This is a genomic window from Paraburkholderia sp. RL18-101-BIB-B, from assembly GCF_046026985.1.
Lineage (GTDB): Bacteria > Pseudomonadota > Gammaproteobacteria > Burkholderiales > Burkholderiaceae > Paraburkholderia.
In genome coordinates, this window is sequence record NZ_JARESV010000019.1 from 137,967 (window position 1) to 154,573 (window position 16,607).

Annotated in this window: 12 protein-coding genes; 3 read left to right on the top strand and 9 right to left on the bottom strand. The window is 63.8% G+C overall.

What is annotated here, in order from left to right:
• Positions 1-57: 57 nt before the first annotated feature.
• On the bottom strand, positions 58-3,240 hold the full coding sequence (locus P0D73_RS25395) for an efflux RND transporter permease subunit (RefSeq protein WP_408433234.1): 3,183 nt from the start codon (positions 3,238-3,240) through the stop codon (positions 58-60).
• Positions 3,241-3,667: 427 nt separating this feature from the next.
• Here P0D73_RS25395 and P0D73_RS25400 point away from each other — a divergent pair, with 427 nt between their 5' ends.
• Together P0D73_RS25400 and P0D73_RS25405 are read left to right on the top strand one after the other, a co-directional pair.
• Positions 3,668-3,880 carry a hypothetical protein gene (locus P0D73_RS25400; protein WP_042327325.1) on the top strand — a complete coding sequence of 71 codons (213 nt, stop codon included), beginning with the start codon at positions 3,668-3,670 and terminating at the stop codon, positions 3,878-3,880.
• Between the two features lie 104 nt (positions 3,881-3,984).
• Positions 3,985-5,013, top strand: a complete 1,029-nt coding sequence (locus tag P0D73_RS25405) for a serine/threonine protein kinase (protein ID WP_132376375.1) — start codon at positions 3,985-3,987, stop codon at positions 5,011-5,013.
• Between the two features lie 47 nt (positions 5,014-5,060).
• Here P0D73_RS25405 and P0D73_RS25410 read toward each other — a convergent pair whose 3' ends face one another.
• Complete coding sequence (locus P0D73_RS25410) at positions 5,061-6,962, bottom strand: DUF3857 domain-containing transglutaminase family protein (RefSeq protein WP_408433237.1); 1,902 nt, start codon at positions 6,960-6,962, stop codon at positions 5,061-5,063.
• Between the two features lie 331 nt (positions 6,963-7,293).
• Between P0D73_RS25410 and P0D73_RS25415 the strand changes: the two genes are divergently transcribed.
• A complete protein-coding gene (locus tag P0D73_RS25415) occupies positions 7,294-8,034 on the top strand; it encodes a PepSY-associated TM helix domain-containing protein (RefSeq protein ID WP_408320388.1) in 741 nt (246 codons plus the stop codon).
• A gap of 64 nt (positions 8,035-8,098) precedes the next feature.
• On the opposite strand, the gene P0D73_RS25420 is transcribed toward P0D73_RS25415, so the two are convergent.
• The 7 genes from P0D73_RS25420 to P0D73_RS25450 all read right to left on the bottom strand — a co-directional run bounded on the left by P0D73_RS25420 (position 8,099) and on the right by P0D73_RS25450 (position 15,747).
• Positions 8,099-9,121, bottom strand: a complete 1,023-nt coding sequence (locus P0D73_RS25420) for an XdhC family protein (RefSeq protein WP_408176202.1) — start codon at positions 9,119-9,121, stop codon at positions 8,099-8,101.
• Positions 9,094-9,690 carry an SRPBCC family protein gene (locus P0D73_RS25425; protein WP_132376371.1) on the bottom strand — a complete coding sequence of 199 codons (597 nt, stop codon included), beginning with the start codon at positions 9,688-9,690 and terminating at the stop codon, positions 9,094-9,096. The genes P0D73_RS25420 and P0D73_RS25425 overlap by 28 nt, the downstream gene beginning before the upstream one ends.
• The gene (locus P0D73_RS25430) at positions 9,681-10,994 is read right to left on the bottom strand and encodes a vWA domain-containing protein (protein ID WP_408433239.1); all 1,314 of its coding nucleotides are present in this window, start codon (positions 10,992-10,994) and stop codon (positions 9,681-9,683) included. The genes P0D73_RS25425 and P0D73_RS25430 overlap by 10 nt, the downstream gene beginning before the upstream one ends.
• A 5-nt stretch (positions 10,995-10,999) precedes the next feature.
• Positions 11,000-11,887, bottom strand: coding sequence for an AAA family ATPase (locus tag P0D73_RS25435; RefSeq protein WP_132376370.1), 888 nt, complete (start codon positions 11,885-11,887; stop codon positions 11,000-11,002).
• 129 nt (positions 11,888-12,016) lie between these two features.
• The gene (locus tag P0D73_RS25440; protein WP_132376369.1) at positions 12,017-12,814 is read right to left on the bottom strand and encodes an FAD binding domain-containing protein; all 798 of its coding nucleotides are present in this window, start codon (positions 12,812-12,814) and stop codon (positions 12,017-12,019) included.
• Positions 12,815-12,836: 22 nt separating this feature from the next.
• Positions 12,837-15,218 carry a xanthine dehydrogenase family protein molybdopterin-binding subunit gene (locus P0D73_RS25445; RefSeq protein ID WP_408176199.1) on the bottom strand — a complete coding sequence of 794 codons (2,382 nt, stop codon included), beginning with the start codon at positions 15,216-15,218 and terminating at the stop codon, positions 12,837-12,839.
• Between the two features lie 10 nt (positions 15,219-15,228).
• Positions 15,229-15,747, bottom strand: coding sequence for a (2Fe-2S)-binding protein (locus tag P0D73_RS25450; protein ID WP_408176198.1), 519 nt, complete (start codon positions 15,745-15,747; stop codon positions 15,229-15,231).
• Between the last annotated feature and the right edge of the window lie 860 nt (positions 15,748-16,607).

The window sequence follows — 16,607 nt, forward strand, 5'->3', positions numbered from 1 at the left end:
CGAAGCTGCCTCTTGTGCTGCCTGCTGTTGCCGGCACGATAACCAAAGCGCTCTGCATCACGGCTTGCCCACCACGTGTTCAGCCGCGCGCAAGCGACGTGCCGCGAGTCGCCGGTAGATCATCGAAAACACCACCGGCACGAAAATCAATGTGGCCAGCGTGCCGATCGTCAGGCCGCCGATCACCGCGCGCCCGAGCGGTGCATTCTGCTCGCCGCCTTCGCCGAGACCGATCGCCATCGGCACCATGCCGATCACCATCGCGAGCGCCGTCATCAGCACCGGACGAAAACGCGTGAAGCCCGCTTCGATCGCCGCGCGCGTGGCGTCGCCGTGTTCGAGCAGCTGCTCGCGTGCGAAGCTGATCACGAGAATCGAGTTGGCGGTGGCGATGCCGATACACATGATCGCGCCTGTGAGCGCGGGAATCGACAGCGTGGTGTGCGTGAGAAACAGCATCCACACGATGCCTGCGAGCGCGCCGGGCAGTGCGGTGATGATAATGAACGGATCGAGCCACGACTGGAAATTCACCACGATCAGCAGATACACCAGCAGAATCGCGAACACGAGACCCGCGAATAGGCCCGAGAACGAATCGTTCATGGTCTGCACCTGGCCGCGCACTTCGATGGTCGAGCTTTTGGGCAGATCGGCCTTGGCGTCGTCGATGATCTTGCGGATGTCGTCGGACACGCCCCCGAGATCGCGGCCGTCGGCGGTGCCGAAAATATCGATCGTGGTCTGCGCGTTGTAGTGCGTGAGCGTCGCGTTGCCCGCTTCGCGCCTCATGCTGGCGAGCGAGCCGAGAATATTGCTGCGGCCATTCGCGTTCAGCGGAATGTTGGCGAGCGATTGCAACGAGTCGATCGTGTATTGCGGCGCTTCCGTGATCACGTTGTAGCTCACGCCGTTGCGCGGATTGAGCCAGAACGTCGGCGTGGTTTGCTGGCTGCCGGACAGCGTGATCAGCAGATTGCTCGCGATGTCGCGTTGCGAGAAGCCGGCTTGCTGCGCACGCGTGCGATCCACGTCGATAAAGATGCGCGGCAAATCCGCGGGCTGCTGGATGCGTGCATCGACGAGACCGGGCACCGTGCGCAGACGGTTCAGCAAGTTCGCGGCGAACACGCGATTGCCGGCCACGTCACGGCCGACGATCTGAATGTCGATCGGCGACGGCATGCCGAAGTTGAGCGTTTGACTGACGATATCCGCGGGCAGGAAGGCGAACTGTACACCGGGGAATTCGTCGGTGAGCGTGCGCCGCAGCGTGCGCACGTAGTCGGCGCTCGGATGGTGATCGGGATTGAGCGTGATCAGCACGTCCGCATCCGAGGTGCCGATCGTCCCAGTGTTGCTGTACGAGAGGTTGATGCCCGAGACCGGCAAGCCGATGTTGTCGATGATCGAATGCAGCTCACCGGGCGGTATCAACTGACGGATCCGCGTATCCACACGATCGGTCACTACCGCCGTTTCCTCCACTCGCATGCCGGTTTTCGCGCGCAGATGCAGCGCGATCGTGCCGGCGTCGACCGCTGGGAAAAAATCGCGGCCGAGAAACGGCATCAGCAGCATCGACGCGCCACAGCAGACCAGAAACAGCGTCACGAACAGACCGGGCCGCGCGACGCGCGCTTCGAGAAACGCGCGATAGCGGTAGCGCAAACGCGAGAAGCCGTCTTCGAATGCGTAGTGCACGCGCATGAACGGATTGCGCGTTTGCGCCGGCGCGTGATGCAGATCCGCCGGCTTATGGTGATAACGCAGCAGGTATTTTGCGAGCGTCGGCACGAGCGTTCGCGAGAAGAAGTAGGACGCCAGCATCGCGAACACCACCGCTTCGGCGAGCGGGATGAACAGATAGTGCGCGACGCCCGTCAGCAGAAACATCGGCACGAAGACGATGCAGATGGACAAGGTCGACACCAGCGTCGGAATGGCAATCTGATGCGCGCCGTCGAGAATCGCCTGCTCGAGCGTCTTGCCTTGTTCGAGTTGATGGCTGATGTTTTCGATCGCCACGGTCGCGTCGTCCACCAGAATGCCGACCGCGAGCGCGAGCCCGCCGAGCGTCATGATGTTGATGGTTTCGCCGAGCAGGGAGAGCGCGATGATCGACGTGATCATCGACAGCGGAATCGACACGGCGATGATCAGCGTGGCGCGCCAGTTGCCGAGAAACAGCAGAATCATCAGACCGGTCAGGCATGCCGCGATCAGCGCCTCGCGCAGCACGCCTTGCACGGAAGCACGCACGAACAGCGACTGGTCGGCGACGGGGTCGATATTCAGCGAGGCAGGCACGAGATTGCGCAGCGTCGGCATCATCTTCTTGATGCGGTCGACGATTTCGAGCGTGGATGTGTTGCCGCTCTTGTTGATGGTGAGGAGCGCCGCGCGCTGGCCATTCACGCGCACGATATTGGTCTGCGGCTGGAAACCGTCGCGCACATGAGCGACGTCGCGGATATAGACGGTGCCGTTGGCGGTGGATTTGATCGGAATATTGTTCAGGCCTGCCAGCGAATCCGGACTGCCGTTCATTTGCACCGAGTATTCGGTCGAGCCGATTTTCGCGGTACCCGAGGGTAGGATCAGATTTTGTGCGGTGACCGCATTGACCACGTCCATCGGCGAAAGATTGCGCTCCTGCAGTTTGCGCGAATCGATATCGACCATGATCTGCCGCTGCTTGCCGCCGTACGGCAGCGGCGCGGACGCGCCGGGCACGGTGGCGAGCTGCGTCTTCAGGAAGTTGTTGCCGAAGTCGAATAGCTCCTGCTCGGTGAGCGAGGCGGACGACAGCGCGAGCCGCAGGATCGGCACCGTCGAGGCGTTGTAGCGCAGGATATTCGGCGGCGTGATGCCGGGCGGCAGCGAGCGCAATTGCGTTTGTGACAGCGCGGTGACCTCGGCGAGCGCTTCATCGATATTGGCGTGCGGCTGGAAAAAAATCTTGACCACCGCGATGCCGTTCAGCGAGGTCGACTCGGTGTGCTCGATATCGTTGACCGCAGTCGAGAGCCCGCGCTCGTAGTTGAGCACGATGCGTTTTTCCATCTCGTCGGCGGGCAGGCCGTTATACGACCAGATCACCGAGAGCACTGGAATGTCGATATTCGGGAAGATGTCGGTGGGCGTGCGCAGGATCGTCAAAGGTCCGACGATCAGCAATAGCAGGGCCAGGACGACGAACGTATACGGGCGCCGCAGCGCGAGACGAACGATCCACATGACTAGTTCTGCCGCTCAAAGCCGCGCAGTGCGGCGCCATCTACATGGCGGACGCGGCGGGCGGGACGCGCGCCGCAGCGGTGCGGGCAGGCCGGCGCGGCGGTCGGATCGAGCAAATGGTCTAGTTGGTGCACGTTTTTGATATCTCACCCCAGCAGGGTTTATGATGGTCTCGTTGCGACGCGTTACGCCCCGAATCATCGGTCCAGCGCGCCGTAATGGGAATAGGGCGAAACAAGGGGTAAAGAGCCTTGAGTTCGCGCTTTCCTCGGCCCCGCAAAACGGGAACAATGACTCGAACCTCTCACGCGTATCACGCGCAGCAGATTGGGTGCGTACGCAACGTTATCGGCGGAGCGACGCTTTTATCATCACCTTGACCGGCGTGAAATCATAAAGCCGGCTATGGGAGAAACGGGGAAACATCATGCAAATCGGTTCCATTGTCCGATCGGTGCATATCGCCGTGCCGCAAGGCGCGCGCGGGATCGTCATGCGCATTCTCGGCGACATGGCCATGGTGGCGTGGTATGCCGGGGAGCCCGGCGCATCGCCGCACCTGAATACTGAACCCTTTTTCCTTGAAGACCTGATCGATACGGGCGAGCAAGTGCGACCGTCAAGCGCGCAGATGCATTGAAGGCAGTTTGAGTACAAGCCGTGTGCAAGTTGTAAGCCGCGGGTGGTTCCGCGTTGTGAGCCTTCGCCCTCGTCTTTGACGGCGGCGCGGCGCACAATGCGGGCATGAACGACGACATCCTCGATCCACAGGACAGCGCAAACAGCGCTGTGCCTTTCGCCCGGCTCAAGCCGGAAATCGTGCTCGACGCGCTCGACAGCGCGCTCAGCACAGTCGGCGTGCGCACCGACGGCCGCATGCTGCCGCTCAACAGCTACGAGAACCGCGTGTACCAGGTGGGCGTGGAAGACGGCCCGCCCGTGGTCGCGAAGTTCTACCGTCCTGAGCGCTGGAGCGACGCCGCCATCCTTGAAGAACATGCTTTCGTTGCCGATCTCGCCGCGCGCGAGATTCCGGCGGTGCCTGCGCGCGAGCTCGATGGCCGCACGCTGCATACCTTCGATGGCTTCCGCTTTTCCATCTTCGAACGTCGCGGCGGCCGCGCGCCGGATCTCGACCGGCGCGACACGCTCGAATGGCTCGGGCGGTTCATCGGCCGAATTCATGCGGTTGGCCAGACGCAGAACTACGCCGAACGTCCCACGCTCGACATCCACACCTTCGGCTACGAGCCGCGCGATTTTCTGCTCGCGCATCGTTTCGTGCCGGACGACTTGCGCACCGCGTGGGAAACCGTGGTGAACCTCGCGCTCGAAGGCGTGGAGCGTGCGTTCGAACGGGCCGGCGACATCCGTATGCTGCGCATGCATGGCGACTGCCATCCGAGCAATGTGTTGTGGACCGACGCGGGGCCGCATTTCGTCGACTTCGACGACAGCCGCATGGGACCGGCCGTGCAGGATTTGTGGCTGCTGCTGCCGGGCGAACGTGTCGAAGCGTCGCGCGCGTTGGCGGATCTGCTCGCCGGCTACGAAGACTTCTGCGACTTCGAGCCGCGCGAACTCTATCTGGTCGAAGCGCTGCGCACGCTGCGGTTGATTCACTATCAGGCGTGGCTTGCGCGCCGCTGGGACGATCCGGCCTTCCCCGCGGCGTTTCCGTGGTTCAACACGCAGCGTTACTGGGAGGATCGCATCCTCGAATTGCGCGAGCAGCTTGGCGCGATGCAGGAAGGGCCGCTCTGGCCCGTTTGAGTGCATCCCGGTTGATGAAGGCATGCACTCTTATCTGACGCGAGCGCTCACGGCGCCTGCGAAGCAACGCTCGACGACTCCACTAGCGTCGATCTGACGATCACTTCCGCACGGACGTCGCGCCCGATTGCTTCGATCGCGGGACGCATCTGCGCGAAGTCGTCGGGCGTGCAGACGTCGCTATCGAAATGCGTGGCGCCGTCGCGCGTCATCGTGACGACGTTGCCGAGCGGATCGAACGCGTACTGCGACTGGAAATCGACGAAGCGATCCTGGGTTCGTTTCGCCTCCGGCATGTCGAGCACGCGGAAATTGGCGGGCAACTCGATACGCGCGCGTTCGTGCAACGCCAGGTTGTGGCAGACGAACGGCTGCGTGCGCTGGCGCTCGCCGAGCCAGTAACGCGTATCCGCTTCGAAGCCGCCGGCCAGACTCGTCAACGCCGGAATCGAGGCCGCCGCGCCCGGCACCACGAGACTTTCCAGTGTCCCTTTCATGTTGATGACGAGCGGGCCGTCGGCGACGTTGAGGTCGTTGGTGGTGAGCATAGCGGTGCCACGCAGGTTGGCGCTGCGCAACTCGGCCTGAATCGACTCCTCGCGTTGCGCGGGCGTCTGCGTGCGCAACATCGCGCGCGCCTGTTCGGCCGAGGCGCCGACCGCTTCCAGCCGATACGTGAAACTCGCCGAGCCGTCCGGTTCGACCTTGATCGACAGATCGGTGCTACGCGTCATGAACGCTGTGGCAGGCGTGCGCGAGAGCACACCCTCGCCGACGAGCACGGTCGGCCGGTTCATATCGGACGATGGTAGAAAACCGAATTCGACGTTCGACGCGGTCGAGTCCGCGTATTGCTGCAAATCCGGCAGCCACGTGATGATGTGATTGATCACGCCGTAGCCCGGCACGCTCGGCAGCGTGTAGATCGTGCCGCTGCTGATCAACGCCGGCTCGTTGCGCACGCCGGCCGCATCGAGCAGCGCGCCGTAAAGCGCGACGTGATCCTTGCAATCGCCGTAGCGGTTCGCGAGCACCGCGCTCGCGCTGTGCGGCACCACCGCGCCGCGTCCGACATTGATCGCCACGTAGCGCACATTGCGGCGCACCCAGTCGTACAGCGTCTTGGCCTTGTCGCGCGGCGTGCGGTCGTGCGCGGTGAGCTGGTGTGCAAGACGCGTGATGGCGGCGTCGTGCGCGCTCGGGTCCGCTGCGGATTCGCGGTAGGTCGCGGCGAACGCGGCGTAGTCGGGGAAGGTCGAGACCATCAACCGGTCGCCATACGACACGTAGGCGACGGAACCACGTTCGAGGCGACTGAAATGAGCCTTGTCGTAGCGATATTCGTAACGCGTGCGGCCGTCGCGCGTCACGGGTTGCAGAGCGGTGAAGCCGCGCGCGTCGGCATAAAGCGGCTTGTCGGCGGGCAGATCGTAGATCAGGCGGAAGTTGTGCGTCGGCGCGAGATCGGGCGGCGTGAAGTCGCTGAATTCGCCCGGCACGATCGGCTGCTTCTGCGTCTTGCGATAGGTGAGGTGCACGCGCGCGCCCGGCTCCACGGCGGGGAACACGATCACCTTTTCCTGGATGTCCTGGAACATCGGCGCGTCGAACGAACGGGCTTCCTGGACGTCGCGGATCTGCTCGGGCTGCACGTCGTGACGCACGCCGTCGGCGGTGGTCGTGTAGGCCTCGAGAATCTGCACGTCCGCCATGTTGCGGTTGAACCAGACGTATTGCTGCGCGACCCGCGCGACGCCGGCTTCGTTGTTCACGTGCAGCGTCATCGAATCGAGCTTCGAGAAGGAGCCGTCGGCGCTGACGGTGAAGGTCTGGGTCTCGCCTTCGTTCGTATAGGGATCGTCCAGTCTGGCCGGGACGCCCGCCACCGCACCGTGGATGCCGGCAAGCCAGCCGAAAGAGGCAAGACAGACCAGGAAAGAGAGGCGCATGGCAGGCTGGTATCCGAACATAACGTTGACGGGATCGTCAGTTAGAGTCGGTTTGCGCCGCGTAGATGTCAAGCGGCTGCCGCGCGTTCGGATTGAGCAAACCGCTTAATTGTGTAATGATAGCCATTATCATTTGAAAGGCATCGCCAGCTCTCTGTCACATTCTCCTCCTCTGTGACTGCCAGCCAGCCTCTCAGCCGGATGGCCTGGACCGCAAGCCGGGTCGTCCGGCACCTCCGTTTCGAACCCTTCCTTGATCAATGGCGGGTGAACGCGCGCTTTGTCGCCGTGTGCCCGCGATTGATCAACTTGCTGCGCCTGGAGCCCGGATTTGAACGCGCCTGACTCGATCGAGATGAAACCCGCCGCTGGTCACGGCACGCAATACGTTGCCCATAAACTGGAGCGCGGCCATCATCTGATGGACGACGCTGAGCAGGCGGCGCGGCGTCGGCGTTCGCGGCGCGCGAACTTCATCAAGTGGCTGCGCAAGGTGCATGGATGGGTCGGCCTGTGGGGCGCGGTGCTCGGCCTGATGTTCGGCGCGACCGGTTTTCTGCTGAATCACCGCGCCGGTCCGTTGAAGGTGTCGTCGGGCGAGCCGCAGGTCGAGGAAATGCAGATTCCCGTGCCGCAACAGCAGCTGCATTCGCCGATGGACATGGCGAAGTGGCTCAAGAGCGAATTGAAGATCGACGGCAAGCCGGGCAGGATGAAGCGCGAGCCGGCGCATCCGGTGGCGTGGGGCGATCGCAGCACGATGCAGCCGGAGTTCTGGCAAGTCGGCATCACGGGGCCGTCGCAGAACGTGCAGGCTGAGTATTGGGTGGGCAACGGTTTCGTCGCGGTGAAACGCACGCACAACTCGTTTCTCGCGACCATGAACAACCTGCACAAAGGCGTGGGCCTGAGCGTCGGCTGGGTGTTGCTGATTGATACGATCGCCGGCAGCATGATTCTGCTTTCGCTGACCGGCGTCCTGTTGTGGACCGAGTTGAACAAGCGCCGCGTGGTGGGCGCTGTGCTCGTGGGCGGATCGGTGATCGCCGCGGTGGTGTGCGGTTTGATGTAAGCCGCGCTGCGCTATTGTGCGCAGCGGCGGTTAGGAAAAGCGCCGTGCGCCGGCAAGATTCGCTTCAAACGCTGCAAGCCGTCCCGCCGGAAGCCGCGATCTCCCGCGCGGCCTTGGCGCCTTCGACCTGAAGCAAGGTCGGCAGCGAAACGCCGTTCTTGGCCGCCGTCACCTCGGCGAGAATCGACACCGCGATTTCAGGCGGCGTGCGGCTGCCGATATAAATCCCGACCGGTCCATGCAAGCGGGCCAACTCGGTATCGTTCAGATCGAACTCCTTGAGACGTTCGCGCCGCGCCTGATTATTCCTTCGCGAACCCAACGCGCCGACATAAAACGCCGGCGTCTTCAACGCTTCCATCAGCGCGAGATCGTCGAGCTTCGGGTCGTGCGTCAGCGCGATCACCGCGCAGCGCTCGTCGAGTTTCATCTCGATCACGGTGTCGTCGGGCATGGTCCGCACGATCTTCGTGCCGGGAATATTCCATTCCTCGGTGTACTCCTCGCGCGGATCGCACACGGTGACCTGATAATCGAGCCCCACCGCGATATGGCACAGATAGCGCGACAACTGCCCCGCGCCGATCACCAGCATGCGGTAACGCGGACCATGAATCGTCAGCAGACGTTCGCCGTCGAAATGCACGCCGTCGGTTGCCTGCGCGTCTTCGAGCTGCGTCGCGCCCGTCGACATATTCACTTCGCGAGCCACGAGGCGTCCGTTCTCCACCGCGTTGCACAGTTCGGCAATGCCGCTTTGCGGCGTCAGCGGTTCGAGCACCAACTGGATCGTGCCGCCGCACGGCAGCCCGAAGCGATGCGCTTCCTCCGCCGTGATGCCGTACTTGACCGCTTCCGGCCGTGTTTGCTCGATACCGCGTTGCCGCACGCGGTCGATCAGATCGTCTTCGATGCAGCCGCCCGATACCGAGCCCACCACGAGTCCATCGTCGCGCACCGCGAGCATCGCGCCCTCGGGACGCGGCGACGAGCCCCACGTCTTCACCACCGTCACCAGTAGCGCGCGATGTCCTTCTTCCAGCCAGCGTGCGCTGGACTTCAGGACTTCGAGATCCACGCTGTCCATGATTTCTTCCTTTTCGTTGCGTCGCCGCCGGACTCGCCGTCCGCGGCCTCATTCGATGCTGTATTGTGCGGCACCGCGTCGTCGGCTGCATTCTCACCGGCGTCCGGGGCCGCCGCGCCCTCGCTGTCGCCGCCTACCTGGGCGCCGAAGCGCTTGAAGAATTCGCCTGCGATTTTACGCGCCGCGCCGTCGACGAGCCGCGAGCCGATCTGCGCGAGCTTGCCGCCGACCTGTGCGCTCGCCGTGTAGCTGAGCTTCGTGGCGGCCTCTCCGTCGGCTTCGAGCGAGACGTGCGCGTTGCCTTTGGCGAAACCCGCGGCGCCGCCCTGGCCTTCGAATACGATGCTGTACGAGTTCGGCGCGTCGATGTCGGTGAGTTGCATGCGGCCCTTGAAGCGCGCCTTGACCGGGCCGACTGCGGCGCTCAGCGCCACCACGTAGGCGTTTTCGCCGTCCGGGTCGATGCTTTCGCAGCCCGGAATGCAGGCGCGCAAAACCTCAGTGTCGTTCAGCGCGTCCCATGTGCGCTGCTGCGAAACGGGCAGCGTATGGGTTTCAGTCAATTCCATGATGTCGCTCCTGCGGTACCTGTGACGCCGGCACTGCGACGAGGCGCGCGCGTAAGTTGCGCGAGGTCGCGGCCGAACGCCGTCAGGCTGTCTAGATTATGAACTGGACGATGCGCGTCGACATACGGCAGGATCGCCTGCACGCCGCGCGCTTTCGGAGAAAAGCCGCTGAAACGCAGCAGCGGGTTGAGCCAGATGATGCGGTGTGCGAAGCGGTGCAGGCGGGCCATCTCGGTATCGAGCACATCGATCGCCTCGTGATCGAGGCCGTCGGTGACGAGCAGCACCGTGGCCCGCCCGGTCAGCACGCGCCGCGCCCACCGGCGGTTGAATTCGGCGAGCGCGGCGCCGATCCGCGTGCCGCCCGACCAGTCCACCACCTGCTCGGTGAGCGTCGCGATCGCCACATCGGGATCGCGCTCGCGCAGCGCGCGCGTCGCGTTGGTGAGCCGCGTGCCGAACAGAAACACTTGCAAGCGTTCACGCGATTGCAACAGCGCGTGGCAGAAATACAGCACCGCGCGCGAATAGCTGCTCATCGAACCGGAGATGTCGAGCAGCAATACCAGCGGCGGCTTGCGTTCGACCACCGCGCGATACTTCCACACCGTCCAGTCGCCGCCCGCGCGCACCGCGTGCCGGGCGCTCGCGCGCAAGTCCGCATGCGTGCCGTGCGACGCGGCTTTCAGACGACGCGTTGGTTCGGTGGCGAGCGGCAGACGCTGGCCGCGAATCAGATGACGCAGGGTGCGCCATTCATCGGCGGAAAGGGTGTCGAAATCGCGATGATGTAACCGCTCTTCCGCACTGAAGGTGACGTGCGCATGCAGTTCGTGTTGCTCGGTTTCCTGTGGCGTTTTGCCATGCGGTGATTTCGGCGCGCGCACGGCCAGTGCATCGGCGAGACGGTTGTTGCGTTTGGGTGGCGGCAGGCCGTCGCGGACTTTCGGCAGAAGCAGCGCGCGCAGCTTGCCTTCCCAATCGGGATCGCGCCAGAACAAATCGAACGCGGCGTTGAACAGATCGCGCTCGTCGGGCGCCGACACCAGCGACGCGGCGAGGGCGGCGCGCACGTCGTCGCGGCGGCCCAGATCGATCCAGTGCAGCGCGGCGAGCGCATCGACGGCTTGCGCGGGCGACATCGGCAAACCGGCGCCGCGTAGCACGCGCACAAAATGGACGACGTTGCGGGCGAGCGTGGGCGTGTCGTCGAGCGGTGAGGCAGCCTCGCCGGACGCGCTGCCGGACAGCACAATGCGATGGCCTGAAGCGTCGCCGTTGCCCGTGTCGATTGAATTCGTCATGCTGGCTATCCGGGCGCGGCGAGACACTGGGCGATTTGCGCGGCATCGATGCGCGCCAGATCGTCCTGATACTTGAGCAGCACGCCAAGCGTGTTGTGCACCGATTGCGGATCGAGCTCCGTCACCGACAACGCCTCCAACGCGCGGCACCAATCGATCGTCTCGGCTATGCCGGGCGCCTTGAACAGATCCATGCCGCGCAGCCGGTGCACGAAATCGACCGCACGCCGCTGCAATTCCGCTGACGTTTGCGGTGCGCGAGCGGCGACGATCTCCAACTCGCGATCGCGCTCCGGATAGCCGATCCATTGATACAGGCACCGGCGCTTCAAGGCGTCGTGCACTTCGCGCGTCCGGTTCGAGGTCATCACGACGAGCGGCGGTTGCACGGCGCGGACCGTGCCATATTCGGGAATCGATACCTGGAAGTCCGAAAGCAGTTCCAGCAGAAAGGCTTCGAACGGTTCATCGGCGCGGTCGATCTCGTCGATCAGCAACACGCGCCGCGCGCCCGGATGATTTTCGTCCGGCATCAGCGCTTGCAGCAACGGACGCTTCAGCAGGAATTCGCCGCGATACAAGGTGTCGTTATCGGGACGTTCGCCCGCGGCTTCGGCAAGCCGCAGCGCCATGATCTGCCGCGGATAGTCCCATTCGTAAAGCGCGCTGGCCGTGTCGAGACCTTCATAGCATTGCAGGCGCAACATCGAGGTGCCGAGCATGCCCGCTGCGGCCTTGGCGAGTTCCGTCTTGCCGACGCCAGGCTCGCCTTCGACGAACAACGGCCGCTCCATGCGCAGCGCGAGATACAGCGCGGTCGCCAGCTCGCGGCTGGCGAAATAGCTTTGGGCGGCGAGTTGAGCGAGGGTGTCGTCGATTGAAGCGGGCTGCATGGTGTTCCTGAATCTGCGCAATGGAGCGACGCCAATGAAGCAAAGCGGCCTTAACGCACATGAGCAAATGCGGCTGGTGTGTCCTGTGCCGAGGCACAAGGCACACCAGCCACGAACGGCAAGGAAAAGCTAAGTGTTCGCCTTCGTCACCGCGCGCGCGGCCAGCACCGGAATCAGGTGCGCGCGGTATTCGGCGCTCGCGTGCATGTCGGTGTTCAGGTCGGCAGCCGACACCGTCACCCCACGTGCTGCCTCGGGCGTGAAGTTCGCCGACAGCGCGCTTTCCAGTTCCGGCACACGAAACACCGACGACGCCGCGCCCGTCACCGCGACGCGCACACCGCCCGCGAACTTCGCGACGAACACGCCGACCAACGCAAAGTGCGAAGCGGGATTGCGGAATTTCTCGTAGGCCGCGCGCTCGGGCACGGGAAACTCCACGGCGACGATTAGCTCATCGGGCGCCAACGCCGTCTCATACATGCCGACGAAGAAGTCGCTCGACGCGATGCGCCGCCGATCCGTGACGATGGTCGCGTCCAACCCCACGGCCGCCGCCGGATAACACGCGGCCGGGTCGTTGTTGGCGAGCGAGCCGCCTATCGTGCCGAGCGCTCGTACCTGACGATCGCCGATGTGCGCGGCGAGATCCGCGAGCCCCGGCGAGACGCGCCGCAGTTCCGCGTGATCCGCCACGTCGGCATGGCACACGGCGGCGCCGATCGTCACCGTTTTTGCGTCGACGGTGATCGCCTTGAGCGCGGGAATGCGCGTCACGTCGATCAGTTGCGACGGCTGGGCGAGCCGCAACCGCATGGTGGGCAAGAGGCTTTGGCCGCCGGCCAGAAACTTGGCGTCGCTGTCGGCGGTGAGAATGGCGGCGGCCGCTTTGGGGTCCGTCGCGCGTTGATACTCGAATGAATACATGTCGAATGCTCCGCTCAGGATCTCAATGGGGTTGCTTGGCAGCGTGAATCGCGGACCACACGCGATGCGGCGTCGCCGGCATTTGCAGGTCGGTCACGCCGAGCGGCGCGAGCGCGTCGAGGATTGCGTTGATCACCGCTGGCGGCGAGCCGATCGCGCCCGCTTCGCCGCAGCCTTTCACGCCGAGCGGATTGTGCGTGCACGGCGTGCCCTTCACGGTTTCGACAGTGAAGTTCGGCAAATCGGACGCATGCGGCATCGCGTAGTCCATGTACGAGCCTGACAGCAGCTGGCCGCTCTCGTTGTCGTACACGCAGCGCTCCAGCATCGCCTGGCCGATGCCCTGCGCGAGCCCGCCATGCACCTGTCCTTCGACGATCATCGGATTGATCACGTTGCCGAAATCGTCGACCGCGGTGAACTGCTGGATCCGGCACACGCCTGTCTCCGGATCGACTTCGATTTCGCAGATGTACGCGCCGGAAGGATAGGTGAAGTTGGTCGGATCGTAGAACGCGCTTTCTTCGAGGCCCGGTTCGAGCACGTCGAGCGGGTAGTTGTGCGGCACGTAGGCGGCGAGCGAGATGTCGGCGAACGCTTTGGTGCGATCGGTGCCCGCGACGCGGAACACGCCGTCCTTGAACTCGATGTCTTCCGCCGCGGCTTCGAGCAGGTGCGCGGCGATCTTTTTCGCCTTGGTTTCGATCTTGTCGAGCGCCTTCATGATCGCCGAGCCGCCGACCGCGATCGAGCGCGAGCCATACGTGCCCATGCCGAATGGAATGCGGCCGGTGTCGCCGTGGACGATCTCGACGCTTTCCAGTGCGATGCCGAGCCTGTCGGCCACCACTTGCGCAAAGGTCGTCTCGTGTCCCTGGCCGTGACTATGCGAGCCCGTGAACACGGTGACCGAGCCGGTGGGATGCACGCGAATCTGGCCGACTTCGAACAGGCCGGCCCGCGCGCCCAACGCACCCGCGATATTCGACGGCGCGAGACCGCACGCCTCGATGTAGCACGAGTAGCCAAGGCCGCGCAGTTTGCCGTTCTTTTCGGATTCCTGTTTGCGCGCCGCGAAGCCTTTGACGTCCGCGAGTTCGAGCGAGCGGGCGAGGATGGTCTCGTAATCGCCGGTGTCGTAGGTGAGGCCGACCGGTGTCGCGTACGGAAACTCGCGGATGAAATTGCGGCGACGAATCTCCGCCGGATCGAGCTTCATGTCGCGCGCGGCGGTTTCCACCAGCCGCTCCACCACGTACGTCGCTTCGGGGCGGCCCGCGCCGCGATAGGCATCGACGGGAACGGTGTTGGTGAAGACCGCTTTCACTTCCGCATAGATCGCGGGTGTGGCGTACTGACCGGCGAGCAGCGTGGCATACAGAATGGTCGGCACGCTCGACGCGAACGTGGACAGATACGCGCCCATGTTGGCGGTCGTGTGGATGCGCATGCCGAGGAACTTGCCGTCCGCGTCCATGGCCAGTTCGGCCTTGGTCACGTGATCGCGGCCGTGCGCGTCCGAGACGAACGCTTCCGAGCGCTCGGCCGTCCACTTGACCGGACGGCGGATTTTCTTCGACGCCCAGGTCAGCGCGACGTCTTCCGCATATAGGAAGATCTTCGATCCGAAGCCGCCGCCGACGTCCGGCGCGATCACGCGCAGTTTCGATTCCGGCAGCGACAGCACGAACGCGGCCATCAGCAGGCGCTCCACGTGCGGATTCTGATTCGCGACGTAGAGCGTGTAGCTCTCGTCCTGCACGGAGTAGCTCGCGTTGACCGCGCGCGGTTCGATTGCGTTCGGGATCAGGCGGTTATTGACGATGTCGAGCGTGGTGACGTGCGCGGCTTTGGCGAAGGCGGCGTCGGTGGCGGCTTTGTCGCCGTGGCCCCAGTTGTAGCAGATGTTGTCCGGCACTTCGTCGTGCACGGCGGGCTGGCCGGCGTCGGCTGCATGCGCGGTGTCGACCACGGCCGGCAGCACGTCGTAATCGACTTCGATCAATTCGGCGGCGTCCTTGGCGGCCTTGATCGAATCGGCGATGACGAGCGCGACCTGATCGCCGACGTGACGCACTTTCGTATGCGCGATGATCGGATGCGGCGGCTCGTTCATCGGCTTGCCGTCGGTGCTGTGAATCAGCCAGCCGCAGGGCAGGCCGCCGACGTTGTCAGCGGCCATGTCCGCGCCGGTGAAGATCGCGACCACGCCGGGCGACTGTTTGGCCGCGGCGGTGTCGATGCTGTTGATCTTCGCGTGCGCGTGGGGCGAGCGCAGGAACACCGCGTAGGTTTGCTGGGGCAGGACGATGTCGTCCGTGTACTGGCCGTTGCCGGTCAGGAACCGATAGTCTTCCTTGCGTTCGACGGAAGCGCCAATCAGGTGAGTGTCGGGTGCGTTCATCGTCGGCTCCTCAGGCGGTGGCCGGTGCGTTGGCATTCGTGGCGGCGTTGGCCGTGCCGGCGGACTTCATGCCTTCGGCGCCTTCGAGCACTGCTTTGACGATGTTGTGATAGCCCGTACAGCGGCACAGGTTGCCGTCGAGTTGGGCGCGCACGTCTTCGCCGGTGAGATCCGGTTGGCGCTGGACCAGCGAGACCGCGCTCATCACCATGCCGGGGGTGCAGAAGCCGCATTGCAGGCCGTGGCAGTGTTTGAAGGCCGTCTGCATGGGATGTAATGCGCCGTCTTTCGCGAGCCCTTCGATGGTGGTGATGTCCGCGCCTTCCGCTTGCACCGCGAGGATGTTGCAGGATTTGATCGCGCGTCCGTTCAGGTGGACCGTGCATGCGCCGCATTGGGCTGTGTCGCAGCCGACGTGTGTGCCGGTGAGGCGCAGTTGATCTCGAAGGAACTGGACAAGCAGAGTGCCAGGGTCGATTGAGGCGCTGATGGGCGCGCCGTTCACCGTCAGACTGATGCTGATCGCCATGAAGTTGTCTCCTTATGGGGTGAGACCGGACCTTTTTGCTTGGTCTTTCTTCTGTTGCCTGTTTCGTGGGGTCCGATGCGGGTGCTGCGGGGTTTTTCTTTCTTTATACGGCTGCTGAAAAGTAAAGCACAAATTGGGCTGGGGCGCTATGAGGGGTTTTTTTTGCGCGGGGCGCTTTGGGGGTGTTGGCCTTTCCTTGAGTTCATGGTGGTCTGTTGGCGTTGCCCCTGTGCGGGGCGGCACCTACTTTCTTTGCCGCGGCAAAGAAAGTAGGCAAAGAAAGCCGCTTCACACCGCCAGCTTATAAGCGGCTCCCCTGGCTCGGAGGAGGCAGTGGTGCATCTGGAATCCGTGCCCTCGCACATTCGACGTGCGTGACAAGGCAGTCATGCTTCCCGCCTCGCACTGCGTGCTCGCCGGAACGGTCCGCATGAAACCAGCGGATTCGTTTGTGCGCTGCGGGAGCCGTCGGCTTCGCCTCGGCGAGGCGCCGAAATGGCCGTGGTTAAAGAAGCGCTACGGGCGCAAGGGAAGGCCCGTGGTTTCAGACGTGCCGCTGGCGAGACGGCCGGTGGTTTGAGAAGTGCCACCGGCGCAAGAGACAGCCGTGATTCGACGAGTGCCTGTGGCGCGAGAGACGGGTAGCGATTCGACGAGTGTTGCTGGCGCGAAAGACGGGCAGCGTTTTGAGAAGTATCGACCCGCGAGACAACCGCCGTTGGATGAACTACCGCGACGGCGCGCGGAGCGCCGCCGGAAGAATGAGCGCTTTGTCACTGACGGGTAATGTGCGAGAACACGGATTCCAGATGCACCACTACCGCGACTGTGCGGGGGACCCGCTTAAGAACTAGCGGTGT